General features: G+C 68.5%; 21 protein-coding genes and 1 tRNA gene. 6 read left to right on the top strand and 16 right to left on the bottom strand.

What is annotated here, in order from left to right; genetic code table 11:
- Nucleotides 1-421 (bottom strand): hypothetical protein (locus ACZ6WN_RS29155; RefSeq protein ID WP_465869752.1); only part of this gene is annotated, 421 nt, incomplete at its 3' end.
- 37 nt (nucleotides 422-458) lie between these two features.
- Here ACZ6WN_RS29155 and ACZ6WN_RS29150 point away from each other — a divergent pair.
- Nucleotides 459-1700, top strand: coding sequence for a lipopolysaccharide biosynthesis protein (locus ACZ6WN_RS29150; protein ID WP_465869761.1), 1242 nt, complete (start codon nucleotides 459-461; stop codon nucleotides 1698-1700).
- A gap of 225 nt (nucleotides 1701-1925) precedes the next feature.
- Here the strand turns inward: ACZ6WN_RS29150 and polA are convergent, their stop codons facing one another.
- On the bottom strand, nucleotides 1926-4613 hold the full coding sequence (gene polA / locus ACZ6WN_RS29145) for a DNA polymerase I (protein ID WP_465869751.1): 2688 nt from the start codon (nucleotides 4611-4613) through the stop codon (nucleotides 1926-1928).
- A gap of 61 nt (nucleotides 4614-4674) precedes the next feature.
- On the opposite strand from polA, the gene ACZ6WN_RS29140 reads away from it, so the two are divergent.
- Nucleotides 4675-5124 (top strand): hotdog fold thioesterase, encoded by a 450-nt coding sequence (locus ACZ6WN_RS29140; RefSeq protein WP_465869750.1) that lies wholly within the window; start codon nucleotides 4675-4677, stop codon nucleotides 5122-5124.
- Between the two features lie 58 nt (nucleotides 5125-5182).
- On the opposite strand, the gene ACZ6WN_RS29135 is transcribed toward ACZ6WN_RS29140, so the two are convergent.
- A complete protein-coding gene (locus ACZ6WN_RS29135; protein WP_465869749.1) occupies nucleotides 5183-6427 on the bottom strand; it encodes an ABC transporter substrate-binding protein in 1245 nt (414 codons plus the stop codon).
- A 309-nt stretch (nucleotides 6428-6736) separates the two neighbouring features.
- Between ACZ6WN_RS29135 and ACZ6WN_RS29130 the strand changes: the two genes are divergently transcribed.
- Nucleotides 6737-7330 (top strand): GNAT family N-acetyltransferase, encoded by a 594-nt coding sequence (locus ACZ6WN_RS29130; RefSeq protein WP_465869748.1) that lies wholly within the window; start codon nucleotides 6737-6739, stop codon nucleotides 7328-7330.
- Nucleotides 7331-7403: 73 nt separating this feature from the next.
- Here the strand turns inward: ACZ6WN_RS29130 and ACZ6WN_RS29125 are convergent, their stop codons facing one another.
- From ACZ6WN_RS29125 to ACZ6WN_RS29105, 5 genes are all read right to left on the bottom strand, one after another.
- A complete protein-coding gene (locus ACZ6WN_RS29125; RefSeq protein WP_465869747.1) occupies nucleotides 7404-8183 on the bottom strand; it encodes an ABC transporter ATP-binding protein in 780 nt (259 codons plus the stop codon).
- Nucleotides 8180-9142 (bottom strand): ABC transporter ATP-binding protein, encoded by a 963-nt coding sequence (locus tag ACZ6WN_RS29120; protein WP_465869746.1) that lies wholly within the window; start codon nucleotides 9140-9142, stop codon nucleotides 8180-8182. The genes ACZ6WN_RS29125 and ACZ6WN_RS29120 overlap by 4 nt, the downstream gene beginning before the upstream one ends.
- A gap of 1 nt (nucleotide 9143) precedes the next feature.
- Nucleotides 9144-10136, bottom strand: a complete 993-nt coding sequence (locus ACZ6WN_RS29115; protein ID WP_465869745.1) for a branched-chain amino acid ABC transporter permease — start codon at nucleotides 10134-10136, stop codon at nucleotides 9144-9146.
- 8 nt (nucleotides 10137-10144) lie between these two features.
- Nucleotides 10145-11485 carry an ABC transporter permease subunit gene (locus tag ACZ6WN_RS29110; RefSeq protein ID WP_465869744.1) on the bottom strand — a complete coding sequence of 447 codons (1341 nt, stop codon included), beginning with the start codon at nucleotides 11483-11485 and terminating at the stop codon, nucleotides 10145-10147.
- Nucleotides 11486-11652: 167 nt separating this feature from the next.
- Nucleotides 11653-12282, bottom strand: a complete 630-nt coding sequence (locus ACZ6WN_RS29105) for an ANTAR domain-containing response regulator (protein ID WP_357337205.1) — start codon at nucleotides 12280-12282, stop codon at nucleotides 11653-11655.
- 72 nt (nucleotides 12283-12354) lie between these two features.
- Between ACZ6WN_RS29105 and ACZ6WN_RS29100 the strand changes: the two genes are divergently transcribed.
- Together ACZ6WN_RS29100 and ACZ6WN_RS29095 are read left to right on the top strand one after the other, a co-directional pair.
- Nucleotides 12355-12440 (top strand) — tRNA-Leu (locus ACZ6WN_RS29100).
- A 34-nt stretch (nucleotides 12441-12474) separates the two neighbouring features.
- Nucleotides 12475-13254, top strand: coding sequence for a transcriptional regulator (locus tag ACZ6WN_RS29095; RefSeq protein WP_465869743.1), 780 nt, complete (start codon nucleotides 12475-12477; stop codon nucleotides 13252-13254).
- On the opposite strand, the gene pyk is transcribed toward ACZ6WN_RS29095, so the two are convergent.
- The 8 genes from pyk to trpC all read right to left on the bottom strand — a co-directional run bounded on the left by pyk (nucleotide 13251) and on the right by trpC (nucleotide 25789).
- Nucleotides 13251-14720 (bottom strand): pyruvate kinase, encoded by a 1470-nt coding sequence (pyk, locus tag ACZ6WN_RS29090; protein WP_465869742.1) that lies wholly within the window; start codon nucleotides 14718-14720, stop codon nucleotides 13251-13253. The genes ACZ6WN_RS29095 and pyk overlap by 4 nt on opposite strands.
- A 316-nt stretch (nucleotides 14721-15036) precedes the next feature.
- Nucleotides 15037-16503 carry a glutamate synthase subunit beta gene (locus ACZ6WN_RS29085; protein WP_357337208.1) on the bottom strand — a complete coding sequence of 489 codons (1467 nt, stop codon included), beginning with the start codon at nucleotides 16501-16503 and terminating at the stop codon, nucleotides 15037-15039.
- Nucleotides 16496-20974, bottom strand: a complete 4479-nt coding sequence (gene gltB / locus ACZ6WN_RS29080; protein WP_465869760.1) for a glutamate synthase large subunit — start codon at nucleotides 20972-20974, stop codon at nucleotides 16496-16498. Before gltB ends, ACZ6WN_RS29085 begins: the two co-directional genes overlap by 8 nt.
- Before the next feature lie 355 nt (nucleotides 20975-21329).
- Nucleotides 21330-22301, bottom strand: a complete 972-nt coding sequence (lgt, locus tag ACZ6WN_RS29075; RefSeq protein WP_465869741.1) for a prolipoprotein diacylglyceryl transferase — start codon at nucleotides 22299-22301, stop codon at nucleotides 21330-21332.
- Between the two features lie 42 nt (nucleotides 22302-22343).
- Nucleotides 22344-22952, bottom strand: coding sequence for an SCO family protein (locus tag ACZ6WN_RS29070; RefSeq protein ID WP_465869740.1), 609 nt, complete (start codon nucleotides 22950-22952; stop codon nucleotides 22344-22346).
- Nucleotides 22949-23746 (bottom strand): tryptophan synthase subunit alpha, encoded by a 798-nt coding sequence (gene trpA / locus ACZ6WN_RS29065; RefSeq protein ID WP_465869739.1) that lies wholly within the window; start codon nucleotides 23744-23746, stop codon nucleotides 22949-22951. Before trpA ends, ACZ6WN_RS29070 begins: the two co-directional genes overlap by 4 nt.
- Nucleotides 23743-24987, bottom strand: a complete 1245-nt coding sequence (gene trpB, locus ACZ6WN_RS29060) for a tryptophan synthase subunit beta (protein ID WP_465869738.1) — start codon at nucleotides 24985-24987, stop codon at nucleotides 23743-23745. The genes trpA and trpB overlap by 4 nt, the downstream gene beginning before the upstream one ends.
- Nucleotides 24988-25006: 19 nt before the next feature.
- A complete protein-coding gene (trpC, locus tag ACZ6WN_RS29055) occupies nucleotides 25007-25789 on the bottom strand; it encodes an indole-3-glycerol phosphate synthase TrpC (RefSeq protein WP_465869736.1) in 783 nt (260 codons plus the stop codon).
- A gap of 147 nt (nucleotides 25790-25936) precedes the next feature.
- Between trpC and ACZ6WN_RS29050 the strand changes: the two genes are divergently transcribed.
- The gene (locus ACZ6WN_RS29050) at nucleotides 25937-26275 is read left to right on the top strand and encodes a DUF4190 domain-containing protein (RefSeq protein WP_465869735.1); all 339 of its coding nucleotides are present in this window, start codon (nucleotides 25937-25939) and stop codon (nucleotides 26273-26275) included.
- Nucleotides 26276-26318 lie beyond the last annotated feature (43 nt).

The raw sequence follows: 26318 nt of genomic DNA, 5'->3' as shown, positions 1-26318 counted from the left end.
CGTCGGTCGAGACGGCACGCGCGTCGGTCGAGACGGCACGCGCGTCGGTCGAGACGGCACGCGCGTCGGTCGAGACGGCACGCGCGTCGGTCGAGACGGCACGCGCGTCGGTCGAGACGGCACGCGCGTCGGTCGAGACGGCACGCGCGTCGGTCGAGACGGCACGCGCGTCGGTCGAGACGGCACGCGCGTCGGTCGAGACGGCACGCGCGTCGGTCGAGACGGCACGCGCGTCGGTCGAGACGGCACGCGCGTCGGTCGAGACGGCACGCGCGTCGGTCGAGACGGCACGCGCGTCGGTCGAGACGGCACGCGCGTCGGTCGAGACGGCACGCGCGTCGGTCGAGGCGTCACTCGCGTCGGTCGGGACGTCAGTTGTAGCGATCGAGTTCCGATCCTGGGCGGATGCCGGTGCAGGCATGTGACCTGCCGCACCCTAGGCTTTCCAAGTGCCCACGATGACCGCCAGCCCGACCAGCGCCCGCCGGCGCAGGCTGTCCGCGCTCATCCGCAGCAGCAGCTTCCTCGCTGTCTGCATCATGGTCACCAACATCGCGACCTACGGTTTCCAGATCATCGCCGCCCGGATCCTCGGCCCCGGACAGTACGGCGGGGTCGCGTCGATGATGTCGCTGCTCCTCGTGGTCGGCGTGGTCCAGCTCGGCATGCAGGCGACGGCGTCGCGGCGGGTGACCGAGACGCCCGGCCAAGAGCGCGCGATCGAGCGGACCGTGCTGCGAGCGACCTATCGGGCAGCCATCGTCGTCGGCATCGTCATGCTCGCCGCCTCACCGCTGGTGTGGCGGGTGCTGCGGCTGGACTCGATCTACCCGGCACTGCTGGTCGCGGTGTGTGCCGTACCGCTGACGATCATGGGTGGTCAGGCCGGAGTGCTGCAGGGCGAGCGGCGTTGGCTCGGCCTCTCCATGGTCTACCTGGCCCTCGGCATCCCTCGGGTCATCGTCACCACCGCCGCGATGTGGGTCCGCCCCACCGAGGGCGCCGCCATGGCCGGTGTCGCTCTGGCCCAGTTCGCGCCGGCGATCGTCGGATGGTGGATCCTGCGGCGTCGCGCCGATACGGATGCGAAGCCCGGGCCGGTGAAGCCCGTCGTCGTCGAGATGCTCCAGGGCTCCTTCGCGCTGCTGGGCTTCTTCGCGCTTTCCAACGTCGACATCCTGATCGCGCGCAACGTGCTCTCCGACCACGTCTCCGGCCTGTACGCCGGTGGACTGATCCTCACCAAGGCGGTGCTGTTCCTCCCGCAGTTCGTGGTGATCATCGCCTTCCCGTCGATGTCGGCCGAGGCCAGCCGCCGCTCCGCGCTGGTCAAGTCGCTGGCGCTCGTCGGCGGGCTCGGCGCGTGCGCGATCGCCGGCTCGTGGCTGTTGTCGTGGCTCGCGATGATCTTCATCGGTGGCCCCGACTACGCCGAGATCGAGGGTCTGCTCTGGGTCTTCGCGATCCTCGGCATGGTGCTGTCCGTGCTCCAGCTGCTCGTCTACTCTGTCCTGGCCCGGCGCAGCCAGCTCTCGGCGTTCCTTCTCTGGATCGCCGTCGCCGCCGCCCTCGCCCTCGGCGCGATGCAGACCACCGTCGAAGGCCTCGTCTGGGCCGTGCTCAGCGTCGACGCCGCCCTCGCCGCCGTCCTCCTCGCGGTCACCTTCTGGCGACTCAACCAGACCGCTCACCGCCCCTGATCCCAGCCGAGACGTCACCCCCGCCGGCCGAGACGTCACCCGCGTCAGCCCAGACGTCACCCGCGCCGGCCCAGACGTCAGCCGCGCCGGCCGAGACGTCAGCGGCGTCGGCCGAGACGTCAGCGGCGTCGGCCGAGATCTATTCAGCTGCCACCTCGGCCGACGTAGGTGACGCCTCGACCGACCGCGGTGACACCTCGACCGACCGGGGTGACGCCTCGGCGATCAGTGGGCGGCTTCGTGCCAGGACAGGCCGGTGCCGACGGAGACGTCGAGCGGGACGTTGAGGTCTGCGGCGGAGCCCATCTGCTCGCGTACGAGCCCTTCCAGCGCCTCGCGCTCCCCCGGGGCGACCTCGAAGACGAGCTCGTCGTGGACCTGGAGGAGCATCCGGGAGGTGAGGCCGGCCTCGTCGATGGCGGCCTGGACCCGCAGCATGGCGACCTTGATCAGGTCGGCGGCCGAGCCCTGGATGGGGGCGTTGAGCGCCATCCGCTCGGCGGTCTCGCGCCGCTGACGGTTGTCCGAGAGCAGGTCGGGCAGGTAGCGGCGACGGCCCATGATGGTCTCGGTGTAACCGGTGCGCCGGGCCTCCTCGACCAGGCTGCGCAGGTAGTCGCGGATGCCGCCGAAGGTCTCGAAGTATTCCTCCATCAGCCCACGCGCCTCGCTCGGCTCGATGCCGAGCTGCTGGGAGAGGCCGAAGGCCGACAAGCCGTAGGCGAGGCCGTAGTTCATCGCCTTGATCTTGGCCCGCTGCTCGACGGAGACCGCGTCGGGATCCACGCCGAAGACCCGCGCGGCGGTGATCGAGTGGAAGTCACGGCCCGAGCGGAACGCCTCGATCAGCAAGGCGTCCTCGGACAGATGGGCCATGATCCGCATCTCGATCTGCGAATAGTCGGCGGTCATCAGGGACTCGAACCCGGCGCCCACCACGAAGCCCTTGCGGATCCCGCGGCCCTCCTCGGTGCGCACCGGGATGTTCTGCAGGTTGGGCTCGGTCGAGGAGAGCCGCCCGGTGGCCGCGATGGTCTGGTTGAACGTGGTGTGGATCCGGCCGTCGTCCTGCACGGTCTTCAGCAGGCCCTCGATGGTGACCCGCAGCCGGGTGACGTCGCGGTGGCGCAGCAGGGCGAGCAGGAACGGGTGCTCGGTCTTCACGTAGAGCTGCTGCAGCGCGTCGGCGTCGGTGGTCCAGCCGGTCTTGGTGCGCTTCGTCTTCGGCATGTCGAGCTCGTCGAAGAGGACCACCTGCAGCTGCTTGGGAGAGCCGAGGTTGATCTCCTTCCCGATCACGCCGTAGGCCTCGTCGGCCGCCTGCTTCATCTGACCGGCGAAGTGCCGCTCCAGGGCGTCGAGGTGCTCGGTGTCGACCGCGATGCCGGTCTTCTCCATCCGCGCCAGCAGATGCAGCAGCGGCAGCTCCACCTCGGAGAGCAGCCGGTGCCCGCCGGCGGCCTCGACCGCCGAGTCGAGCTCGACGGCGAGGTCGATCACCGCCCGGGCGTAGAGCATCGAGGTCCTGGCCACGCCGTCGCCACCGACCTCGTCATCGCCGAAGAGCGACTCCTGACCGCCGTCGTCCTCCTGCTTGAGCTCACGCTTGAGGTAGCGCAGCGTCAGGTCCGCGAGGTCGTAGGAGCGCTGGTCGGGCGCCACGATGTAGGCCGACAGCGCCGTGTCGGTGACCAGCCCGCCCAGGGACCAGCCATGGGCGTCGATCGCCAGCTCGGGTCCCTTGGCGTCGTGCATGATCTTCGGCCTCGAGGGATCCGCGAGCCAGCCGGCCAGGGCAGCCTCGTCCTCCGGCGTCAGCTCCTCCACCCCGACGTACGCAGCCCGCTCCTGCGTCGCGAAGCCGAACCCGTCCACGCGGCCGGTGCCGGAGCCCCAGGTCCCCCGCACATGCACCCCGACGGGGGTGGCGCCCAGCTCCTCGAGGAATGCCCCCAGAGCACCGGGGGCCATTGTCTCCCCCTCCAGCGCGAACCCGCTCTCGTCGACCGGGACGTCGTCCTCGGGAGCGAGCACGTCGGTGATCCGGGTGCGGATCTCGCCACGGAACTCGAGCTCGTCGAGGAGCTCCAGCGCGGCCGCCCGGTCCCACTCGACCCGCCCCAGGTCGGCCGGACCGACCTCCAGGGTCAGGTCTCGCACCAGGGCGTTGAGCCGCCGGTTGCGCATCACGTCGCCGAGGTGGGCGCGCAGGTTGTCGCCGGCCTTGCCCTTGATCTGGTCGGCGTGGGTGATGACGTTGTCGAGGCCGTCGTAGGTGTTGATCCACTTCGCGGCGGTCTTCGGGCCGACGCCCGGGATGCCCGGCAGGTTGTCGGAGTCCTCCCCCACCAGCGCGGCGATCTCTGGATAGCGGTGCGGCGGGACCCCGTACTTCGCCTCGACGGCCTCCGGCGTCATCCGCGCGAGGTCGGAGACACCACGCATCGGATAGAGCACGGTCGAGGACTCGGTGACCAGCTGCAGCGAGTCGCGGTCACCGGTGAGGATCAGCACCTCCATCCCGGCCTCCAGCCCCTGGGTCACCAGGGTCGCGATGATGTCGTCGGCCTCATAGCCCGCGAGGGACAGATGGCGGATGTGCAGCGCATCGAGCAGTCGCTGGATCAGCGGCAGCTGGGACTTGAACTCGTCGGGGGTCTTGTTGCGCTTGGCCTTGTACTCGGAGTATTCCTCCAGCCGGAACGTCTGGCGCGAGAGGTCGAAGGCGACCGCGACGTGGGTCGGGGTCTCGTCGCGCAGCACGTTGACCAGCATCGAGGTGAAGCCGTAGACGGCATTGGTGTTCTGCCCCGTGACGGTCGAGAAGTTCTCCACCGGCAGGGCGAAGAAGGCCCGGTAGGCCAGCGAGTGCCCATCGAGAAGGAGCAGTCGGTCACGCGTCACGTCAGCCACGGTCCGACTCTATCCACGACCACCGACAACCGGTTCAACCGGCGCGTGCGACCATGCATTTATGACCGATGCATCAACCGCCGACCAGACAGCGGGCGAAGCCTTCTTCGCCTCACTCCCCCACGGCATGGGAGGCCTCAACGACAAGATGGGCGTCAAGATCCTGGAGATCTCGGCCGAGAAGGTCGTCGGCACCATGCCGGTGGAGGGCAACACGCAGCCCTACGGCCTGCTCCACGGCGGCGCCTCCGTCGCGCTCGCCGAGACGCTCGGCTCGACCGGGTCCGGGATGCACGCCGCGTCCCTGGGCAAGCTCGCGGTCGGCGTCGACATCAACGCCACCCACCACCGCTCGGCGACCTCGGGCATCGTCACCGGCACCGCGACGGCGATCCACCTCGGTCGCACCTCGGCTGCCTACGAGGTCGTGATCACCGACGAGCGCGGCAAGCGGGTCTGCACCTCGCGGATCACCTGCGCGCTCATCGATGCAGAGCGCGTCGGGCAGTAGGGACGTACGCCGAAGGGCCCCGGAACCAGCATGGTTCCGGGGCCCTTCACTGGGTCGATCAGACTTCCCCAGCGATGTACTTGACCGGGGCGTAGGTCGCCTTGTCGTTGTACTGGTAGATACCGATGGACGCGGCCGTCGGGCTACCGGTCTCGCCGAGCTCGATCGGACCGGACTTGCCGTCGTAGTCGATGTCCTTGCCGTCCTCGATGAGCTTGACGCAGTCGGCGTACGTCTCGCACTTCTCACCACCGGTGGTGATGTCGACGATCTCCTTGGCGATCGCCTCACCGGCGTCGCTGTCGGCCTGGACGGCCGCGAGCGCGGAGACGATGGTGGCGTCGTAGGACTCGCCCGCGTAGGAGTAGTCGGCCAGCTTCGGGTTGACCTTCAGCAGCTGCTCCTTGAAGTCACCGGCGGTCTCGGCGCCCGGGAGGGTGCCCTTGACACCCTTGAGCTCACCCTTGGTGAAGTCCTTGGAGTAGTCCGACAGGTTGCCGTCGACGAAGTACGTCGGCAGCTTGGCCGGACCGGCACCCGCGGCGATGAGCTGCGGGATGAGCTTCTTGGTCTCCTCGAAGGCGATCACGACGACCGCGTCGGCACCCGAGCCGGCGACCTCGTTGATCTGGGCGTCGAACGAGGTGGCGTCCTCGGAGTAGAACGCCGTGGTGGCGACCTTGGAGCCGGCACCCTCGAGGTTGGCCTTGACCTCCTCGGCGAGCGTCTCGCCGTAGGCGTCCTGGCGGGCCAGGATCGCCACGTTGGTGCGCTTGTCCTCGAGCAGCAGGTTGGCCATGACGGCGCCCTGCAGGATGTCGGACGGAGCCGTGCGGAAGTAGAGGTCGGGCTTCGAGAAGTCGCCCTCGTCGAACTCGGTCGAGGTGTTGGCCGGGGAGAACATCACGGTGCCCGACGACATGATCTTGTCGATCACGGTCATCGACACGCCCGAGGACGCGGTGCCGACGATGACGTCGGACTTGGCGTCGATCAGCTTGTCGGCCTCGGTGGGAGCGATCGCGGACGTGGTGTCACCGGAGTCGGCCACGACGGACACGACGTCCTTGCCGAGCACACCACCGGCGGCGTTGATGTCCTGGATCGCCAGGTCGGAACCGGCGAACTCGGGCGGGCCGAGGAACGCGAGGCTGCCGGTCTGCGGGAGAAGCTGCCCGATGGTGAGAGTGCCATCGCCCTTGGCGGCGGCCTTCTTCTCCGGCTCCTCGGAAGCGGTCTCGCCGCCGCAGGCGGCGAGGGTGAAGCTGAGCGCCAAGGCGCCGGCGCCTGCGGTCAGCTTCATCCAGGTAGAGGATGATGAGTTCACTGCTTAGTCCCTCTTTCGTATGGGCTGGCCCGGCTCACGTCGGACCTTGCGGAGACACATTAGAGACGCTCGGAGGGTGAATCACCCGAGGGACCTGTCTTTTCACCAATCCGTTACATCTCCCCCATGGCATCATTGCCTGGGTTGCCGCCATGATCGGCTCCGTATCATCGGGGCCGAGGTGACCCATGATCACTCGGGAAACCCGATTCCGCTCTGGAACAGCCACGATCGTGGAGGAATTGTGATGATCTGTAGGTACGGCACCCTTGGAGGACGGACTCGATGAGCAGGGTGCCGGTGACGATGCGAGAGGCACGAGCCGACGACGCGCTCTTCCTTCTCGGCATCTGGCAGGACTCGTTGCGGATGGCGGACTCCGAGGAGCAGCTGGGCGACCTGGAGACGATCATCGGCGCCGCCGACGCCTCCCCCGACCAGCGCCTCCTGGTGGCCGAGTGCGGCAGCGAGCCCGTCGGGGCGGTCTATGTGCGCGTGACGACCTTCGGCCCGCTCAACCTGGAGCCGACGGTGCAGATCTTCGCGCCCCACGTCGTTCCCAGCTTCCGCCGCCGTGGCGTGGGCCGGATGCTGATGGAGTCGGCCGTCGCCTTCGCCGAGGAGCGCGGGATCAGGACGATCGCGGCCGCGGCCTCCGCCGGTGGCCGTGACGGCAACCGATTCCTCGCCCGGATCGGCCTCGGCGCCCAGGCCGTCATGCGCGTGGCCCCGACCGCGGTCGTACGCTCCCGCCTCAACGTCCTGGGCCGGGCCCTGCCCCACCACGCCCGCCTGCAGCGCAGCCCGAAGCAGTCCAGCGCCGTCGGTGAGCTGCTCGCCGCCCGGCGCTCCCAGCGACGCTCGCACACCGTCGCCTGAGCACGAACGGCCAGGGCCCCGGAGCATCTGCTCCGGGGCCCTGGCCGTTCTACGGGACGTACGCCTGCGGTCCTCAGTCCTCCTTGGCACCCAGGGTGCCGAGGTAGAGCTCGATGACCTTCGGGTCGTCGGCGAGCTCGCGCCCCGCACCCGTGTAGGCGTTGCGGCCCTGGTCGAGCACGTAGCCGCGGTCGCAGATCTGCAGGCAGCGGCGGGCGTTCTGCTCGACCATCACGACCGAGACACCGGCCTTGTTGATCTTGCGGGTCTGGACGAAGACCTCGTCCTGCATGACCGGCGAGAGTCCCGCGGAGGGCTCGTCAAGCAGCAGTACCGACGGCTCCATCATCAGCGCCCGCCCCATCGCGACCATCTGACGCTCTCCACCGGAGAGCCCGCCGGCACGCTGCTTGCGCCGCTCACCGAGGGCCGGGAAGATCCCGGTGACGAAGTCGAACCGCTCGGCGAACTTCTTCGGGGCCTGGTAGCAGCCCATCTCGAGGTTCTCCTCGATGGTCAGGCTCGGGAAGACGTTGTTCGTCTGCGGGACGAACCCGATCCCCCTGCTGACCAGCTCGTCGGCACGCTTGCCGGTGATGTCCTCACCCTCCAGCGTCACCGAGCCCTCGTGGATCTTCACCAGGCCGAACAGCGCCTTGAGCAGCGTCGACTTGCCGGCGCCGTTCGGGCCGATGATGCCGACCAGCTCGCCGGGCTGGCAGTAGAGGTCGGTGTCGTTGAGGATGTTGACCCCGGGAAGGTAGCCCGCGATGAGCCCGTCGGCGCGGAGCACCGCGCCCTCGGCCTCGCTCAGGTGCTTCTCGCGGAACTTCTCCGCATCGGTGGAAGTCACTTCGAGTCCTCCTCTTGGGCGGTGTCGGCCTCGAGCTCGGCCTCGACCTCTGCCTCGAGCACCTCTTCGTCGAGCTCGCTCAGGTCGGTGTCGTGGTGGGCGCCGAGATAGGCGTCGATGACACGCTGGTCGGCCATGACCGACTCCGGGGTGCCCTCGGCGACGATCTTCCCCTGGGCCATCACGATGACCCAGTCGGAGATGTCGCGGACCATGTCCATGTCGTGCTCGACGAAGAGGACCGTACGGCCCTCGTCGCGCAGCGACTTCACGTGGCCGAGCAGCGACTGCTTCAGGGCCGGGTTCACCCCCGCCATCGGCTCGTCGAGCATGACCACCTCGGGGTCGACCATGAGCGCGCGGGCCATCTCGAGCAGCTTGCGCTGGCCGCCGGAGAGCGACCCGGCGAAGTCCTCGCGCTTCTTGTCGAGCATGAACCGGCCGAGCAGGTCGTCGGCCTTCTTGGTGACGTCGTCCTCCTGCTTGCCCCACAGGAACTTGAACGGCGCGGCCCAGAACCGCTCGCCCTTCTGCCCCGTGGCACCCAGGCGCATGTTCTCGATGACGGTGAGCTTGGCCAGCACCTTGGTGAGCTGGAAGGTGCGCACCATCCCGAGGCGGGCGACCTTGTAGGGGGCGACGCCCTTGAGCGACCTGCCCTCCAGGCTCCACGAGCCGCTGTTGGGCTGGTCGAAACCGGTCAGCAGGTTGAAGAACGTCGTCTTCCCGGCTCCGTTGGGACCGATCAGCGCGGTGATCGCACCCCGCTGGATCTCGACGTGGTCGACGTCGACGGCCGTGAGCCCGCCGAACATTCGCGTGATGTCGTCGGCGACGATGATCGGGTCGGGCTTCTTGCTGCCCGGCTCCGTGCTCACCCCGGCGAGGCCGGCAGGACCGGTCTTGCTCGCTGCGGTGGTCGTCTCGTCGCTCGTCTCGTTGCTCGTCTGGTCAGTCATGTCAGCGTCCATCGATCGCGATCTCCCTACGGTCGCCGATGATCCCCTGGGGACGGAAGATCATCAGCAGCATGATGGCCAGCCCCAGCATGATGTAGCGGATCACACTGGCCTGGGTGTCGGTCATGATCACCGTCGGGATCCATCCGCCCTTACCCGCGGACTGGCTGAAGAACGAGCCCAGCGCCGCGATCAGGAACCAGAACAGGACCGAGCCGATGACCGGGCCCATCACCCGGGCCGCACCACCGAGCAGCAGCGCGGCGAAGGCGTAGAAGGTCATCAACGTGGAGTAGTCGCTCGGCACGACCGAGGCCTGCTTGAGCGCGAGGAACATGCCGCCCAGGCCACCGATGACGCCACCGATCGCGAGGGCCTGCATCTTGTACGCGAACACGTTCTTGCCCAGCGAGCGGACCGCGTCCTCGTCCTCACGGATCGAGCGGAGCACACGGCCCCACGGGCTGCGCATGAGCGCCCACACCAGTACGCAGCACACCGCGACCAGGGCCCAGCCGACGGTCAGCGACCACAGGTCGTTGCGCCCGAAGGAGATGATGCCCAGATCGATGCCGCTGCTGTAGGGGTTGGCCTCCTGGAACGGCTTGGCGTAGCCGTTGAGACCGTTGGAGCCACCGAAGGTCTCCTTGGTCTCCACCGCACCGAAGACGAACCGCAGCACCTCGGCCGCGGCGATGGTGACGATCGCCAGATAGTCGGCGCGTAGACGCAGGGTCGGCACGCCCAGGATCACGGCGAGCACCAGCGGCGCCACGATCGCCATGATGATGCCGATCCAGAACGGCGCCCCGAAGGTGACCACGGAGACGGCCAGACCGTAGGCGCCCACCGCGACGAACCCGGCCTGACCGAAGTTGAGCAGCCCGGTGTAGCCGAAGTGGATGTTGAGGCCGATGGCGGCCAGGGCGAAGACGATCGCCTGCGGGCCCAGCGCCTGCTGGAGCCCCGCCCGGAGAATCTCGAGAATATCCATTGTCTCTCCTACCCGAGCCGCTCTTTACGACCCAGGATGCCCTGGGGCCGCACCAGCAGGATCACGATCATGATCAGCAGCGGGCCGACTTCCTTGATCGAGGTGGGCACACCGAACAGCGGCCCGAGCTCATAGACCAGTCCGATCACCATGGAGCCGACCAGCGCGCCCCAGATCGTGCCGAGGCCACCGAGGGTGACCGCAGCGAAGATGACCAGCAGGATGCGCATACCCATGAAGGCGTTGACCTGCAGCTGCATCGCGTAGAGGACACCGGACATGGCGGTCAGGGCGCCACCGATCACCCATGCGTTGGTGATGATGCCGTCGACCCGCAGGCCCGAGGAGGCGGCCAGCGCGGGGTTGTCCGAGACCGCACGCATCGCCTTGCCCATCCGGCTCTTGGCCAGCCACAGGCACACCGCGGTGATCGTGATGATCGCGATCAGCACGATGATCGCCTCACGGTCGGCGAGCGAGAGACCGAGGTAGTACCAGTGCCGCTCACGCTGCTGGCCGTTGTACTGCGACAGCGACCGCGTCGAGGAGCCGTAGAAGTACTGGAAGAGGTAGCGCAGGAAGATCGCCAGGCCGATCGAGACGATCATCATCGCGATCAGGCCGGTGCCACGCCGGCGCAGCGGGCCCCACAGCACCTTGTCCTGCACGTAACCGCCGACGCCACCGAGGAGGACGCCGATGGTGCCCGCCAGGATCACCGAGATCGTGGTCAGGCCACCGGTCCTGAAGATCTGGTCGAAGGTCCAGGCCATCAGCGCACCGAAGGTGAGCATCTCGCCGTGGGCGAAGTTGGACAGGCCGGTCGTGCCGAAGATCAGCGAGAACCCGAGGGCGGCCAGGCACAGGACCAGGGCGAACACGATGCCCGCGCGCAGGTTCTGGGCGAGGTCCTTGCCGAAGTTCGACTGCTCACCGGCGGTGACCCCGATCGGAAAGATCGCCCGGTTGTTGGGCCCCTGGAAACGTACCTGGACGGTGACCTCGTCCTTGGTGTTCTCGTCGAGGACCGTCCCCTCCGGGAGGGTCTTCTCGTCGAGGGTCACGGTGTACTTGCCGAGCTCCTCGACGACGATGGTTGCCACACCCTTGTCGTCGGTGACGCCCTCACCGGCCTTCTCGCCGTCCTTGCTGACCTCGAGGGTCACTCCCGGGATCGGTTTCGGATTGCCTTGGGCATCCTTGTTGGCCTCGTCCTGAAGCGTCACCTGGATCGCGGTGGCGTCCGGCGGTGGGGTCTCGGTTGCCTGTGCGGCACCCGGGCCCCCTACCAACAGCACCATCAGCGCACCGATGAGCGCTGTGAGGACTCTGTAGAGCCGCTTGCGCACGTGGGTACTCCTGCCTGTGTGTCCTAAAGACGGATCCTGACACCAGCTGAATACGCTGGTCGGCCGGATCCGCGCGGGCAGTCTAGGCCGACGTCGCCCACGAACAAGCCACAGGTTGGCCCTCATCAGAGACCGCAACCGATCTGTGACGTGCCGTTTACACGGATTCAGGTACGTGGGCCGCTGACGCCGTGCTCGATGACGCCCTCGGCGACCTGGCGCATCGAGAGCCGCAGGTCCATCGCGGTCTTCTGGATCCACCGAAAAGCCTCGGGCTCGCTCAGGGTGAGACCCTCCTGCAGGATCCCCTTGGCTCGGTCGACCGCCTTGCGGGTCTCCAGCCGGTCGGTCAGACCGGCGACCTCCCGCTCGAGCTGGGCGAGCTCCTGGAAGCGGCTCACCGCCAGCTCGATCGCGGGCACCAGGTCGGTGATGTTGAACGGCTTGACGAGGTAGGCCATCGCGCCGGCGTCGCGAGCCCGCTCCACCAGGTCGCGCTGCGAGAAAGCGGTCAGCATCACGACCGGAGCGATCCGGTCGCGCGCGATCGCCTCCGCCGCCGCGATCCCGTCGAGCACCGGCATCTTCACGTCGAGGATCACCAGGTCGGGTCTGTGCTCGGTGGCGAGCTCGATCGCCGCCTTGCCGTCGCCCGCCTCACCGACGACGTCGTAACCCTCCTCGGTGAGCATCTCCTTGAGGTCCATCCTGATCAGGACCTCGTCCTCCGCGATGACGACGGTACGCCGCGCCTGGCTCTCCGGGGTGCTGCTGGGGTTGCTCTCCGTCACGAGCACAGACTAGGCCATCAGCGGTACGTCCCGGTGCAGTGATTCCGCCCACGGTCCGGTAGATTTTCTTCCGATCCAGCCGGATTGGCGGAACGGCATACGCGGCGGTCTCAAACACCGCTGCCCGAAAGGGCTTGTGGGTTCGAATCCCACATCCGGCACCACGAGATTGTCGGTGGTCACACGCATGATGACCATATGCCACACGTCCGCCCCCAGTCCGTCGTCGACAGCGCATTACGCTGCTCTGACGACGGGATGCGCGACGCGGACAACGCGGCGAAGCACGGCGTTGCGATCAAGACGATCCGTCGATGGCGAAGGCTCTACCAACGTCGTGGGGTCGTCCGGGGCCAGACCCACCTCGCGCCGCCGTGCCCGCGATGCGACGGTGCCGACCTCGACGACGAGGCTTACGCCGAGATTCTTGGCTGGTATCTCGGGGACGGACACGTCAGCGAGGGCCGCCGCGGCGTGTTCAACCTGCACATCGTCAACGACCGGAAGTACCCGGACATCAATCAGCGCCTCAGCGCACTGATGGCTCGGCTCAAACCTGGCGGTCGTCCACATACTCGCCTGGTCCCGGGAGCTGTGATCACCACGATCTCGTGGAAACACCTCCCCTGTCTGTTTCCTCAGCTCGGCCCCGGCCGCAAGCATGAGCGCACGATCGCCCTGGAGGACTGGCAGGAGGAGATCGTGACCGCTCACCCCGGGCCGTTCCTACGCGGACTGTTCCACTCGGACGGGTGTCGGGTGAACAACTGGGCGACCCGAGTCGTCGCAGGAGAGAAGAAGCGCTACGAGTACGGCCGCTGGCAGTTCGTCAATCATTCCGACGACATCCGCGACCTGTGCACCTGGGCGCTCGACCTGGTCGGGATCCCGTGGCGCCAGTCCTCCTGGAAGACGATCAGCGTCTCGCGCCGCGAGGCGGTCGCGGCGCTCGACGCACTGATCGGCCCGAAGAGCTAGCCCTTGCGCTCGTACGCCGGCGCGACCTCGTTGATCGCGTCGCCGATGCGGTGGATGCGCAGGGCGTTGGTGGAGCCGGGGATGCCGGGAGGCGAGCCGGCGATGATGACGACGAGCTCGCCCTCCTCGACCCGGCCGAGCTTGAGCAGGTTCTCGTCGACCTGGCGGACCATCTCGTCGGTGTGCTCGACCTCGTCGGTGCGGAAGGTCTCGGTGCCCCAGCTGAGCGCGAGCTGGCTGCGTACGGCATCGGAGGGGGTGAAGGCGAGCAACGGGATGGCGCCGCGAAGCCGGGAGAGGCGGCGGGCGGAGTCACCCGAGGTGGTGAAGGCGACCAGGTATTTCGCACCGACGCGGTCGGCGACCTCGGCGGCCGCCTTTGCGATGACGCCGGAGCGGGTGTGCGGGTCCCAGTCGATGCGGCTGAGCTCGGCCGCGGCGGAGCCGTCCCGGGAGAGGGCGTGGCGCTCGGTGGCGGCGATGATGCGGGCCATGGTCTCGACGGTGTGGATCGGATACTCCCCCACGCTCGTCTCGGCCGAGAGCATCACCGCGTCGGCGCCGTCGAGGACGGCGTTGGCGACGTCGTTGGCCTCGGCGCGGGTGGGAGCCGGGTTGGAGATCATCGAGTCGAGCATCTGGGTGGCGACGATGACCGGCTTGGCGTTGAGGCGGGCCAGCTCGATGATCCGCTTCTGCAGGAACGGCACCTCCTCGAGCGGGCACTCCACGCCGAGGTCGCCACGGGCCACCATGAACATGTCGAACGCGGCGATGACCTCGTCGAGGTTGTCGATCGCCTGCGGCTTCTCGATCTTGGCGATGACCGGGACGACCCGTCCCTCCTCGTCCATGATCTTGCGGACGTCCTCGTAGTCCTTCGCGTTGCGCACGAAGCTGAGCGCGATCATGTCGACGCCGAGCTTGAGCGCGAACCGGAGGTCCTCCTCGTCCTTCTCGGACAGGGCCGGCACGGAGACGGCGACGCCGGGCAGGTTGATGCCCTTGTTGTTGGAGACCGGCCCGCCGACCAGCACCTCGGTGTGGACGTCGGTGTCGTCGACCGCGGTGACCCGCAGGCGCAGCTTGCCGTCGTCGATCAGGATCGGGTCCCCGACCTTCACGTCACCGGGCAGCCCCTTGTACGTCGTCCCGCAGATCTCGTCGTCACCCTGCACGTCGCGCGTGGTGATCGTCCAGGCCTGGCCGCGGCGCAGCGTCGCGGAGCCCTCCTTGAACCGCTCCAGCCGGATCTTGGGGCCCTGCAGGTCGGCGAAGATGCCGACGCTGTGCCCGCTCGCGGAGGCCGCCTCCCGCACCAGCGCGTAGTTGCTGGAGTGGTCGTCGTGGGACCCGTGGCTCATGTTCATCCGGGCCACGTCCATGCCTGCGTAGACGAGCTCGCGGATGCGACGCTCCGTCCCGACGGCGGGTCCCAGGGTGCAGACGATCTTCGCTCTTCTCACGGGAGCCCAGACTACCCCTCTGGATCGTTCAAACCAGCACCCGGACCATGTCCTGATCAGGCCGTTCACCCAAGGTTCTCGCCCCGGTGCGCGCCAGATGTCGTCCCGCCACGCTGGGCCCGGCCCGAGGGCGCCGTCGGCTAGCGGCTCACCGCCCGGCCGGGCAAGGCACAGGTGCCACAAACTCGTCGCCGCAAGTGTGTACGAACTCTGTCGGATCGTCCGATCCGATGGCTGAGACCCGACTGGCCCGACACCTCCGTCGGGAGGTGCCGGGCCAGTGGTCGGCACGCCGTTGTGCCTCAGCCTGTGGGTCTCAGACCATCAGCTGCCGGTCCGTCGGACGGATCGGCGCGGGCAGGTTGGTCGAGCCGGTCAGGTAGGTGTCGACGGCGGCCGCGGCGGCGCGGCCCTCGGCGATCGCCCACACGATCAGCGACTGTCCGCGACCCGCGTCACCGGCGACGTAGACGCCGGGGACGGAGGTGGCGAAGGAGTCGTCGCGGGCGACGTTGCCGCGAGCGTCGTACTCCACACCCAGCTGGGTGAGGAGACCGTCCTTCTCCGGGCCGGTGAAGCCCATCGCCAGCAGCACCAGGTCGGCGGGGATCTCCTTCTCGGTCCCCTCCTTCTCGGTCAGCTTGCCGTCGATGAACTCGACCTCGACGAGCTTCAGGGCGCGTACGCGGCCGTCCTCGGTGCCGAGGAACTCCTTGGTGGAGACCGCGTAGACGCGCTCGCCACCCTCCTCGTGCGCGGAGGCGACCCGGTAGGTCATCGGGTACGTCGGCCACGGCTGCCCCTCGGGGCGCTCCTCCGGCGGACGCGGCATGATCTCCAGCTGAGTGATCGACTCCGCACCCTGGCGGATCGCGGTGCCGAGGCAGTCGGCGCCGGTGTCACCGCCACCGATGATGACCACGTGCTTGCCCTCGGCCAGGATCTGGTCGGGGACCGCCTCACCGAGCGAGGCCCGGTTGGACTGCGGCAGGTACTCCATCGCCTGGTGGATGCCGGCGAGCTCACGCCCGGGGACCGGCAGGTCGCGGCCGACGGTCGAGCCGTTGGCCAGCACGATCGCGTCGTAGCGGTCGCGCAGCTGCGCGCCGGTGATGTCGGTGCCGACGTCGACGCCCGGCCGGAAGACCGTGCCCTCACGGCGCATCTGCGCCAGGCGCTGGTCGACCTGCGACTTCTCCATCTTGAACTCCGGGATGCCGTAGCGCAGCAGCCCGCCGATCTTGTCGGCCCGCTCGTAGACGGCCACGGTGTGGCCCGAGCGAGTGAGCTGCTGGGCGGCGGCCAGCCCCGCGGGGCCGGAGCCGATCACGGCGACCGCCTTGCCGGAGAGCCACTCGGGCGGCTGCGGCTTGACGTGGCCCGCGTCCCAGGCCTTGTCGATGATCGCGACCTCGATGTTCTTGATGGTCACCGCGGGCTGGTTGATGCCCAGCACGCAGGCCGACTCGCACGGAGCCGGGCAGAGACGACCGGTGAACTCGGGGAAGTTGTTGGTCGCGTGCAGACGCTCCGAGGCGCCCTCCCAGTCGTTGCGCCAGACCAGGTCGTTCCACTCGGGGATGATGTTGCCGAGCGGGCAGCCCTGGTGGCAGAACGGGATGCCGCAGTCCATGCAGCGCGAGGCCTGGGTGTTGATGATCGGCAGCAGGGTCTTGCCGATCTTGCCCGGGTAGACCTCGTGCCAGTCCTTGACCCGCTCGTCGACGGGACGCCGGGTCGCGACCTCACGCCCGTTCTTCAGAAAACCCTTCGGGTCAGCCATGGAGGACCTCCATAATTCGCTGCGCTGCCTCGTCCTCGTCGAGACCCTCCTCGAGGGCCTCCTCCTGGGCTTCGAGCACGCGCTTGTAGTCACTGGGCATGACCTGCGTGAAGCGGGTCGATGAGTTCGGCCAGTCGGCCAGGAGCGCCTCGGCGACGGCCGAGCCGGTCTCCTCGAGGTGGTCGCGGACGAGCTGCTCGAGCTCGGCGGCGTACTTCTCCTCGACGCCGGTGGCCTCGACCAGCTCGCCGTTGAGCCGCTGCTGCTCGAAGTCGAGGACCCAGGCGATGCCGCCGGACATGCCGGCTGCGAAGTTGCGCCCGGTCGGGCCGAGCACGACGACACGACCACCGGTCATGTACTCGCAGCCGTGGTCGCCGACACCTTCGGTGACGATGCTGGCACCGGAGTTGCGGACCGCGGCCCGCTCCCCCACGCCACCGCGGATGTGGATCCGCCCGCTGGTGGCGCCGTAGGCCAGCGTGTTGCCGGCGATGATGTGGTCCTCGGCCCGGAACCCGGCCGTACGCTCCGGGCGGATGACCACCCGGCCGCCGGAGAGGCCCTTGCCGACGTAGTCGTTGGCGTCGCCCTCCAGGCGCAGCGTCAGACCGCTGGGGATGAACGCGCCGAAGGACTGGCCCGCCGAACCGGTGAAGGTGATGTCGATCGTGCCCTCGGGCAGGCCCGCGCCTCGGTAGCGCTTGGTGATCTCGTGACCGAGGATCGTGCCGACGGTGCGGTTGACGTTGCGGATCGGCAGCTGGGCGCGGACAGGCTCGCCGCGCTCGAGGGCCGGGGCCGCGAGCGGCAGCAGCTCGTTGATGTCGAGGGACTTCTCCAGACCGTGGTCCTGGCCCTTGGTGTTGTAGAGGGCCTGATCGGAGAACTGCTGCGGCGACTCCACGCGGGTGAAGATCGGCGACAGGTCGAGCCCGGAGGCCTTCCAGTGGTCGATCGCGTCGCGCGCGTCGAGCGCCTCGGCATGGCCGACGGCCTCGTCGATGCTGCGGAAGCCGAGCTCGGCGAGGAGCTCGCGGACCTCCTCGGCGATGTAGCGCATGAAGTTGACGACGTACTCCGCCTTGCCGGTGAACCGCTCGCGCAGGACCGGGTTCTGGGTGGCGACGCCGACCGGGCAGGTGTCGAGGTGGCAGACCCGCATCATCACGCAGCCGGAGACGACCAGCGGCGCGGTGGCGAAGCCGAACTCCTCGGCACCGAGGAGCGCGGCGATGACCACGTCCCGGCCGGTCTTGAGCTGACCGTCGGTCTGCACCACGATCCGGTCGCGCAGGCCGTTGAGGAGCAGCGTCTGCTGCGCCTCGGCGAGGCCGAGCTCCCAGGGACCGCCGGCGTGCTTGAGGCTCGTCAGCGGGGACGCACCCGTGCCGCCGTCGTGACCGGAGATCAGGACCACGTCGGCGTGTGCCTTGGAGACACCCGCGGCGACGGTGCCGACGCCGACCTCGGCCACGAGCTTCACGTGGACGCGAGCGCTCGGGTTGGCGTTCTTGAGGTCGTGGATCAGCTGAGCCAGGTCCTCGATGGAGTAGATGTCGTGGTGCGGCGGCGGGGAGATGAGACCCACACCCGGCGTCGAGTGACGCGTCTTGGCCACCCACGGGTAGACCTTGTGGCCGGGCAGCTGGCCGCCCTCGCCGGGCTTGGCGCCCTGGGCCATCTTGATCTGGATGTCGTCGGCGTTGGTGAGGTACTCGCTGGTGACACCGAAGCGACCGGAGGCCACCTGCTTGATCGAGGAGCGGCGCTTGGGGTCGTAGAGACGATCCGGGTCCTCGCCGCCCTCGCCGGTGTTGGACTTGCCGCCGAGGATGTTCATCGCGACGGCGAGCGTCTCGTGAGCCTCCTTGGAGATCGAGCCGTACGACATCGCGCCGGTCGAGAAGCGCTTGACGATCGCCTCGACGGGCTCGACCTCGTCGATCGAGATCTTCTGGCGGCCCAGCTCCTCGGCGCTCTTGAGCTTGAAGAGCCCGCGCAGCGTCATCAGTCGCTCGGACTGCTCGTTGACGCGGTCGGTGTACTGCTTGAAGACGTCGTAGCGGCCACTGCGGGTGGCGTGCTGGAGCCGGAAGACGGTCTCCGGGTCGAACAGGTGCGGCTCGCCCTCGCGACGCCACTGGTACTCGCCGCCGATGGGCAGCGCGCGGTGGGCGTTGGCGACGCCGTCGCGCGGGTAGGCGGTGGCGTGCCGCTTGGCGACCTCCTCGGCGATCACGTCGAGGCCGATGCCGCCGAGCTTGGAGGTGGTGCCGGTGAAGTAGCGGTCCACGACCTCCCTCGACAGGCCGACGGCCTCGAAGATCTGGGCGCCGGTGTAGGAGGCGACCGTGGAGACGCCGATCTTCGACATCACCTTGAGGACACCCTTGCCGAGCGCCTTGATCGTGTTGGCCATCGCCTTCTCGGCATCGGCCTTCACGTAGTAGCCCTCGTAGGCGAGGTCCTCGACGGACTCGACCGCCAGGTAGGGGTTGACCGCGGCGGCGCCGTAGCCGATCAGCAGGGCGACGTGGTGGACCTCGCGTACGTCTCCGGCCTCGATCAGCAGGCCGACCTGCGAGCGGGTGCGCTCACGGACCAGGTGGTGGTGGACGGCGCCGGTGAGGAGCAGCGACGGGATCGGCGCCATCTCCTGGGTGGAGTGGCGGTCGGAGAGGACGATGATGCGCGCGCCGTCCTCGATCGCCTGGGAGACCTCGGCGGCGATCTCGTCCAGGCGGGTGCGGAGGGCCTCCGCGCCGCCGTCGACCTCGTAGAGGCCGCGGACGATGTGGACCTGGAAGCCCGGCATGTCGCCGTCACGGTTGATGTGACGGATCTTGGCCAGGTCGTCGTTGGAGATCACCGGGAACGGCAGCACGATCTGACGACAGGAGGCCGGGCCCGGGTTGAGCAGGTTGGACTCGGCGCCGATGGTGCCGTTGAGGCTGGTGACGAGCTCCTCGCGGATCGCGTCCAGCGGCGGGTTGGTGACCTGCGCGAAGAGCTGGGCGAAGTAGTCGAACAGCATCCGCGGCTTGTCGCTCAGCGCCGCGATCGGGCTGTCGGTGCCCATCGAGCCGATCGGCTCGGCACCGGTGTTGGCCATCGGCGCGAGCAGGATGCGGAGCTCCTCCTCGGTGTAGCCGAAGACCTGCTGGCGGCGGGTCACGCTCGCGTGGGTGTGCACGATGTGCTCACGCTCGGGGATGTCCTCGAGGCGTACGAGACCGGCGTGGAGCCACTCGTCGTAGGGGTGCTCGGCGGCGAGCTCGGACTTGATCTCGTCGTCCTCGATGATGCGGTGCTCCGCGGTGTCGACGAGGAACATCTTGCCCGGCTGGACGCGGCCCTTGCGGACCACGGTGGCGGGGTCGATGTCGTCGAGCACGCCGGCCTCGGAGCCGAGCACGACCAGGCCGTCCTCGGTGACCCAGTAGCGGGAGGGACGCAGGCCGTTGCGGTCGAGGACCGCGCCGATCTGGGTGCCGTCGGTGAACACGACGCTCGCGGGACCGTCCCAGGGCTCCATCAGCGAGGAGTGGAACTCGTAGAACGCCTTGCGGGCGGGGTCCATCTCCTCGTGCTTCTCCCACGCCTCCGGGATCATCATCAGCATGGCGTGCGGCAGGCTGCGGCCGGCCAGGTGGAGCAGCTCGAGGACCTCGTCGAAGGAGGCCGAGTCGGAGGCACCCTCGGTGCAGATCGGGTAGAGCCGCTCGAGGTCGCCGGGGATGAGCTCGGACTCGAGCAGCGACTCGCGCGCCTTCATCCAGTTGCGGTTGCCCATGACGGTGTTGATCTCGCCGTTGTGGGCGATGAACCGGAACGGGTGGCTCAGCGGCCAGCTCGGGAAGGTGTTGGTCGAGAACCGGCTGTGGACCACGGCGATCGCGGAAGCGACCCGCTCGTCGACCAGGTCGGGGAACACCTCGGCCAGCTGGGGCGTGGTCAGCATGCCCTTGTAGACGATGGTGCGGCTCGACAGCGACGGGAAGTAGACGTCGGTCTCCTTCTCCGCGCGCTTGCGCAGGCAGAAGGAGAGCCGCTCCAGGGCCAGGCCCGTGACCCGCTGCTTGGCGCCGGCGACGAAGAGCTGACGGAAGGTCGGCATGACCGCCTTGGCGGTGGCGCCGAGGGAGTCGGGGTTGACCGGTACGTCACGCCACCCGAGGACCTCGAGGCCCTCCTCGGTCGCGATCTCCTCGACCATCTTCACGGTGCGCTCGACCTGGTCGGCGTCGCCGGGGATGAAGGCGGTGCCGACGGCGTAGGCACGCTCGGCCGGAAGGTCGAAGTCGACGACCTCCCGCAGGAACGCGTCGGGGACCTGCAGCAGGATCCCGGCGCCGTCGCCAGAGTTGGTCTCGGCACCGGCGGCGCCGCGGTGGTCGAGATTCACCAGGGCACGGATGCCCTGCTTCACGATGTCGTGGCTGGCCACGCCGGTCAGCGTCGCAACCATGGCGACGCCGCAGGCGTCCTTCTCGAACCGAGGGTCGTAGAGGCCCTGGGGGGATGGATACGAGTGCTCGTACGGCACCGGGATCTCCCGTCTGTCCGGGCTCAGGCACGCACCGACCGACGCAGCCCAATAGCCCCGGTTCTCTGACTCTGCTTCGAGTCGAGTCCGGAGCGGGGGATGTCTGCGACAGGTGCGCGCGCCCTTGCGGGGATGAAACTGGCAATCTGCAGGGGACAGCGTTGGCCCGCGCGAGTGCGGCTAGGTTACCACTGTGTCACGCGTAGGTTGCGAACGAGGGTCGCTGGGCGGACACCCTCCCGCCAGGCGCTCCGTTGCGCCGAATATCTGCGACTGATCAGGCCTTTGTCGAGGATTCCTCGTCGGTCCCGTTGTCGGCTGCGTCGCCGTCGGTGTCGCTGTCAGTGTCGCCGTCGGTGTCTTCGACGGATTCGTTCTCGGTGTCGTCGTCGACGTCGTTCGCCGGGGCCTTGGCAGGATCGCTGTAGACCTCCTCCTCGACCATACCCCGGCCGGTGACCGTGGCATACGTCCACCATGCGGCCGCGAGCACGAACAGGATGATCGACATCCACTCGCTCCAGCGCAGGCCGAGCACGTTGACCAGCTGCACGTTGTCGATGCGCAGGGTCTCGATCAGGCCACGGCCCAGGCAGTAGGCCATCACGTAGAGAGCCACGACGCGGCCACCACCCAGGCGAAGCTTCTTCTGCAGGTAGACGATCACGAAGAAGGCCAGGATGTCCCAGCCGAACTCGTAGAGGAACGTCGGGTGGAAGGTGGTGCCGACCGGGAACTGGCTGGGGCCGTCGGGGTAGCGCGACGGGTCGATCTCGAGGCCCCAGGGCAGGTCGGTGGGCCTGCCGTAGAGCTCCTGGTTGAACCAGTTGCCCCAGCGGCCGATACCCATCGCGAGCAGGCAGGTCGGCGCGATGGTGTCCAGCAGCGGGACGATCTTGATGCCCTTCTGCTTGGCGCCGATGATCGCGCCCACGGCGCCGAGCGCGATCGCGCCCCACACGCCGAGCCCGCCGCGCCAGATGTAGAGCGCCTCGATCGGGCTGGCCCCGTCGCCGAAGTAGAGCTGCCAGTCGGTCATGACGTGGTAGAGCCGGCCGCCGATCAGACCGAACGGCACCGCCCACAGCGCGATGTCCTGGATGTCGCCCGCACGGCCGCCGCGGGCCTGCCAGCGCCGCTCGGAGACCCAGACGGCCACGATGATGCCGAGGATGATCGCGAAGGCGTAGCCGCGCAACGGGACCGGCCCGAGCCAGAGCACACCTTCGGCCGGGCTGGGGATGGACATCGGGAGCATCATGCTGCGCTCTTCCTCACTGACTCTGGCTGGCTAGCTCTGACTGAGAATGCGGTGGATGTCGTCGGCGAACTGCTTGGGCGAGGTGTTCATCGACCACACGACGCTGGCACGGCCCTGGGAGACGGCAGAGACGTGGGTGTCGTGGACCCCGAGATCGTAGCCCCCGCTCGGTAGCCGCTCGGCCTCCCCTATGTAGAGCCGCATCGACTCGGCCAGGGTGACGATGTCCGCCAGGTCGCCGGTGAGACCGATGAAGTCCTTGCCGTAGCGGTCCAGGTACTCGCGCAGGACCTTCTGGGAGTCGCGCGCCGGGTCGGTGGTGACGAAGACGACCTCCACCTTCTCCCGGTCCGCGTCGTCGAGACGGGTCAGCGCCGCGGTCAGGCTCGACATCACCAGCGGGCACTCGTCGGGACAGCTGGTGTAGCCGTAGAAGACCAGCGTCAGCGGCTTGTCGGCGTCCTCGGCCAGCGAGAACGGCCGGCCCTCGGTGTCGGTCAGCGCGGTGTCGGAGAGCTGGTAGGGGGTGTGCTCCTGCCCGGTCATCGCCGAGGCCGGCGCCTCGCCGGTCCCGGCAGCACCGCAGCCGGTGAGCACTCCGATGAGGACGAGCAGAACGGGGAGAGCCAGGAACCTCAACGCGAGCGGACTCCCGCGGCCAGGTCCTCGGTCAGGCTCGCCAGCGCCTTGAGCGCCGCCTGCTCGTCGGAGCGGTTGTCCAGCAGCGTACGCACGAAGGCGGAGCCGACGATGACCCCGTCGGCGTAGGCGGCCATCTCGGCCGCCTGGGCACCGTTGCTGACCCCGAGGCCGACGCCGACCGGCAGGTCGGTGGTCCTCTTCGTGCGGGCGACCAGCGGAGCGGCCAGGTCGGAGGTCTTGGCGCGGGCACCGGTGACGCCCATGACCGCGGTGGCGTAGACGAAGCCACGGCACTGGGCGGTGGTCATCGCGATCCGCTCATCGGTGCTGCTGGGTGCGACCAGGAAGACCTTGTCGAGGTCACGGGCGTCGGCGGCCTCGATCCACTCCGGCGCGAAGTCGGGGGTGATGTCGGGCGTGATCAGACCCGCGCCGCCGGCGTCGTGCAACTGCTGGGCGAAGCGGTCCACGCCACGGCGCTCGATCGGGTTCCAGCTGGTCATTACCAGGGTCGGCACCCCGGTCGAGGCCACGGCCTCGACGGCGCGGAACACGTCATCGACGCGTACGCCGCCGTCGAGCGCCTGCTGCACGGCATCCTGGATGGTCGGACCGTCCATGACCGGGTCGGAGTAGGGCAGACCGATCTCGATGATGTCGCAGCCCGCCTCGACCATCGTGGTCAGCGCATCGATCGACCCCTCGAGCGTGGGGAATCCCGCCGGGAGGTAGCCGACCAGGGCGGCGCGGCCCTCGGCCTTCGCCTTCTCGAAAGCTACCGACGTGCTCACTGTGCATCTCCCAGTCCGAAGTATTCAATAGCCGTGCCCATGTCCTTGTCGCCGCGACCGGACAGGTTGATCAGGATCGTGGCACCCTCGCCGTGGCGCTCCTTGATCTCGGGCGCGATCTTGATGGCACCGGCGATCGCGTGGGCCGACTCGATCGCGGGGATGATGCCCTCCGAGCGGGAGAGCAGCGCGAAGGCGTCCATCGCCTCCTTGTCGGTGACCGAGGTGTAGGAGGCGCGGCCGGACTTGGCCAGCCAGGCGTGCTGCGGTCCGACCCCGGGGTAGTCGAGACCGGCGGAGATCGAGTGGGACTCGATGGTCTGGCCGTCCTCGTCCTGGAGCACGTAGGTGCGGGCGCCGTGGAGCACGCCCGGGTCGTTGGCCTGGATGGTGGCGGCGTGGCGGCCGGTCTCGAAGCCGTCTCCCCCGGCCTCGAAGCCGTGGATCTCGACGTCCTCGTCGTCCAGGAACGCGGTGAAGAGGCCGATGGCGTTGGAGCCGCCGCCGACCGCGGCGAGGACGGCGTTCGGGAGACCGCCGAACTGCTCGATGGACTGTGCCCGCGCCTCGTCGCCGATGCCGCGCACGATGTCGCGAACCAGCGTCGGGAACGGGTGGGGCCCGGCGGCGGTGCCGAACAGGTAGGCGGTGTGGTCGACGCTGGCCACCCAGTCGCGCAGCGCTTCGTTGATGGCGTCCTTGAGGGTGCCGCTGCCGGAGGGCACCGGGACGACCTCGGCACCGAGCAGCCGCATCCGGGCCACGTTGAGCGCCTGACGGTCGGTGTCGACCTTGCCCATGTAGACGGTGCAGTCGAGCCCGAAGTAGGCGGCCGCGGTCGCGGAGGCCACGCCGTGCTGGCCGGCGCCGGTCTCGGCGATGACCCGGGTCTTGCCCATCCGCTTGGTCAGCAGCGCTTGGCCGAGCACGTTGCGGATCTTGTGGGCGCCGGTGTGGTTGAGGTCCTCGCGCTTGAGGAGGACCCGTACGCCGAGCTGCTCCGAGAGCCGGGTCGCGTGGTAGAGCGGGCTGGGCAGGTTGGCGTAGTCACGCAGGATCGCGTCGAACTCGGCCACGAACTCCGGGTCGGCCTTCGCCTTCTGCCAGGCGTCGTCGAGCTCGATGAGCGCCTTCATCAGCGCCTCGGGCATGAAGCGGCCGCCGAATCCCTCGGCCTCGCCACCGAACCAGCCGAACTCGTCGGCGTCGTAGCTCGTCGTCTCGTGGATGTGAGTTGTCATGGCTGTCTCTGCTCTCGGCCTAGCCTTGGATTCCGGTGAACTCGGCGACCGTGCCTTGCGGGTCGCCATGCTTGACCAGCGCCTCGCCGACCAGGACCGCGCGGGCCCCTTCGGCGACGTGGCGCTTGACGTCGGTGGCGGTGAAGATGCCCGACTCGGCGACCTTCACCCGGTCCTCGGGGATGAGCGGCGCGAGCCGTCCGAAGACGTCCTGGTCGATCTCCAGGGTCTTCAGGTTGCGGGCGTTGACGCCGATCAGCTCGGCGCCGAGGTCGACCGCCCGGGCGACCTCGGCCTCGTCGTGGGTCTCGACCAGCACGGTCAGCCCGAGCTCACCGGCCTGCTCGTAGAGGCTGCGCAGCGTGTCGTCCTCCAGCGCGGCCACGATCAGCAGCGCCAGGTCGGCGCCGGCTGCCCGGGCCTCCAGGAGCTGGTAGGGCTCGACGATGAAGTCCTTGCGCAGGATCGGGGTCTCGACGGCGGCACGGACCGCGCGCAGGTCGTCGAGGGACCCGCCGAAGCGGCGTTCCTCGGTGAGCACCGAGATCGCTGCGGCACCGCCGGCGGCGTACTTCTGGGCCAGCTCGGCCGGGTCGGGGATGTCGGCCAGAGCGCCCTTGGAGGGACTCTTCCGCTTCACCTCGGCGATCACGCTGCTGCCCGCCGCACGGAAGTCCGGCATCGGGTCGCGCGGCGCGTCGACGTCGGCCAGCCGGGCCCGCAGGTCCGCCTCCGACACCGTCTCCTGGCGCTGTGCCAGGTCCAGACGTACGCCGTCGATGATCTTGTCGAGCACCGACATGTTTAAACCTCTCGTTTCTGGGTATGACCCACGTGCAAAGCCTCTCACCCGAACCGTGACACGCCCGATTTGGCGCCACAGTGCGGGCGGGAAACGTTAAGTTTCTTCCATCTCAACCCATCTCGCCTGACTTTGGAGGTCAGACACATGAGCTACGGAACACCGCCGCCGCCACCGCCCCCGTACGGTTCGCCGGCACCCGGGCAGCCCGGTCAGCCTGCAGGCAACAACAAGAAGGCGATCTGGGCACTTGTCCTCGGCATTCTCGGTTGTGTCTGCTGTGGCTTCTTCGCCGGTATCCCGGCGATCATCCTGGGCAAGATCGCCCAGAACGAGATCGACGCCTCCGGCGGCGCGCAGAGCGGGCGGGGCATGGCCACCGCCGGCTTCATCCTCGGCATCGTCGCCGTCGTCCTGGGCATCATCGGGGTCATCCTGAACCTCTCCGGTGCGCTCGACTTCAGCGGTAGCACCAGCACGTACTGAGCCACGGCTCTGAAATCAGCGAGGCCCCCGGCGGATCCGCCGG

The sequence above is a fragment of the Nocardioides sp. NPDC054178 genome, assembly GCF_055585005.1.
This window is presented reverse-complemented; position numbering and strand designations above follow the sequence as displayed.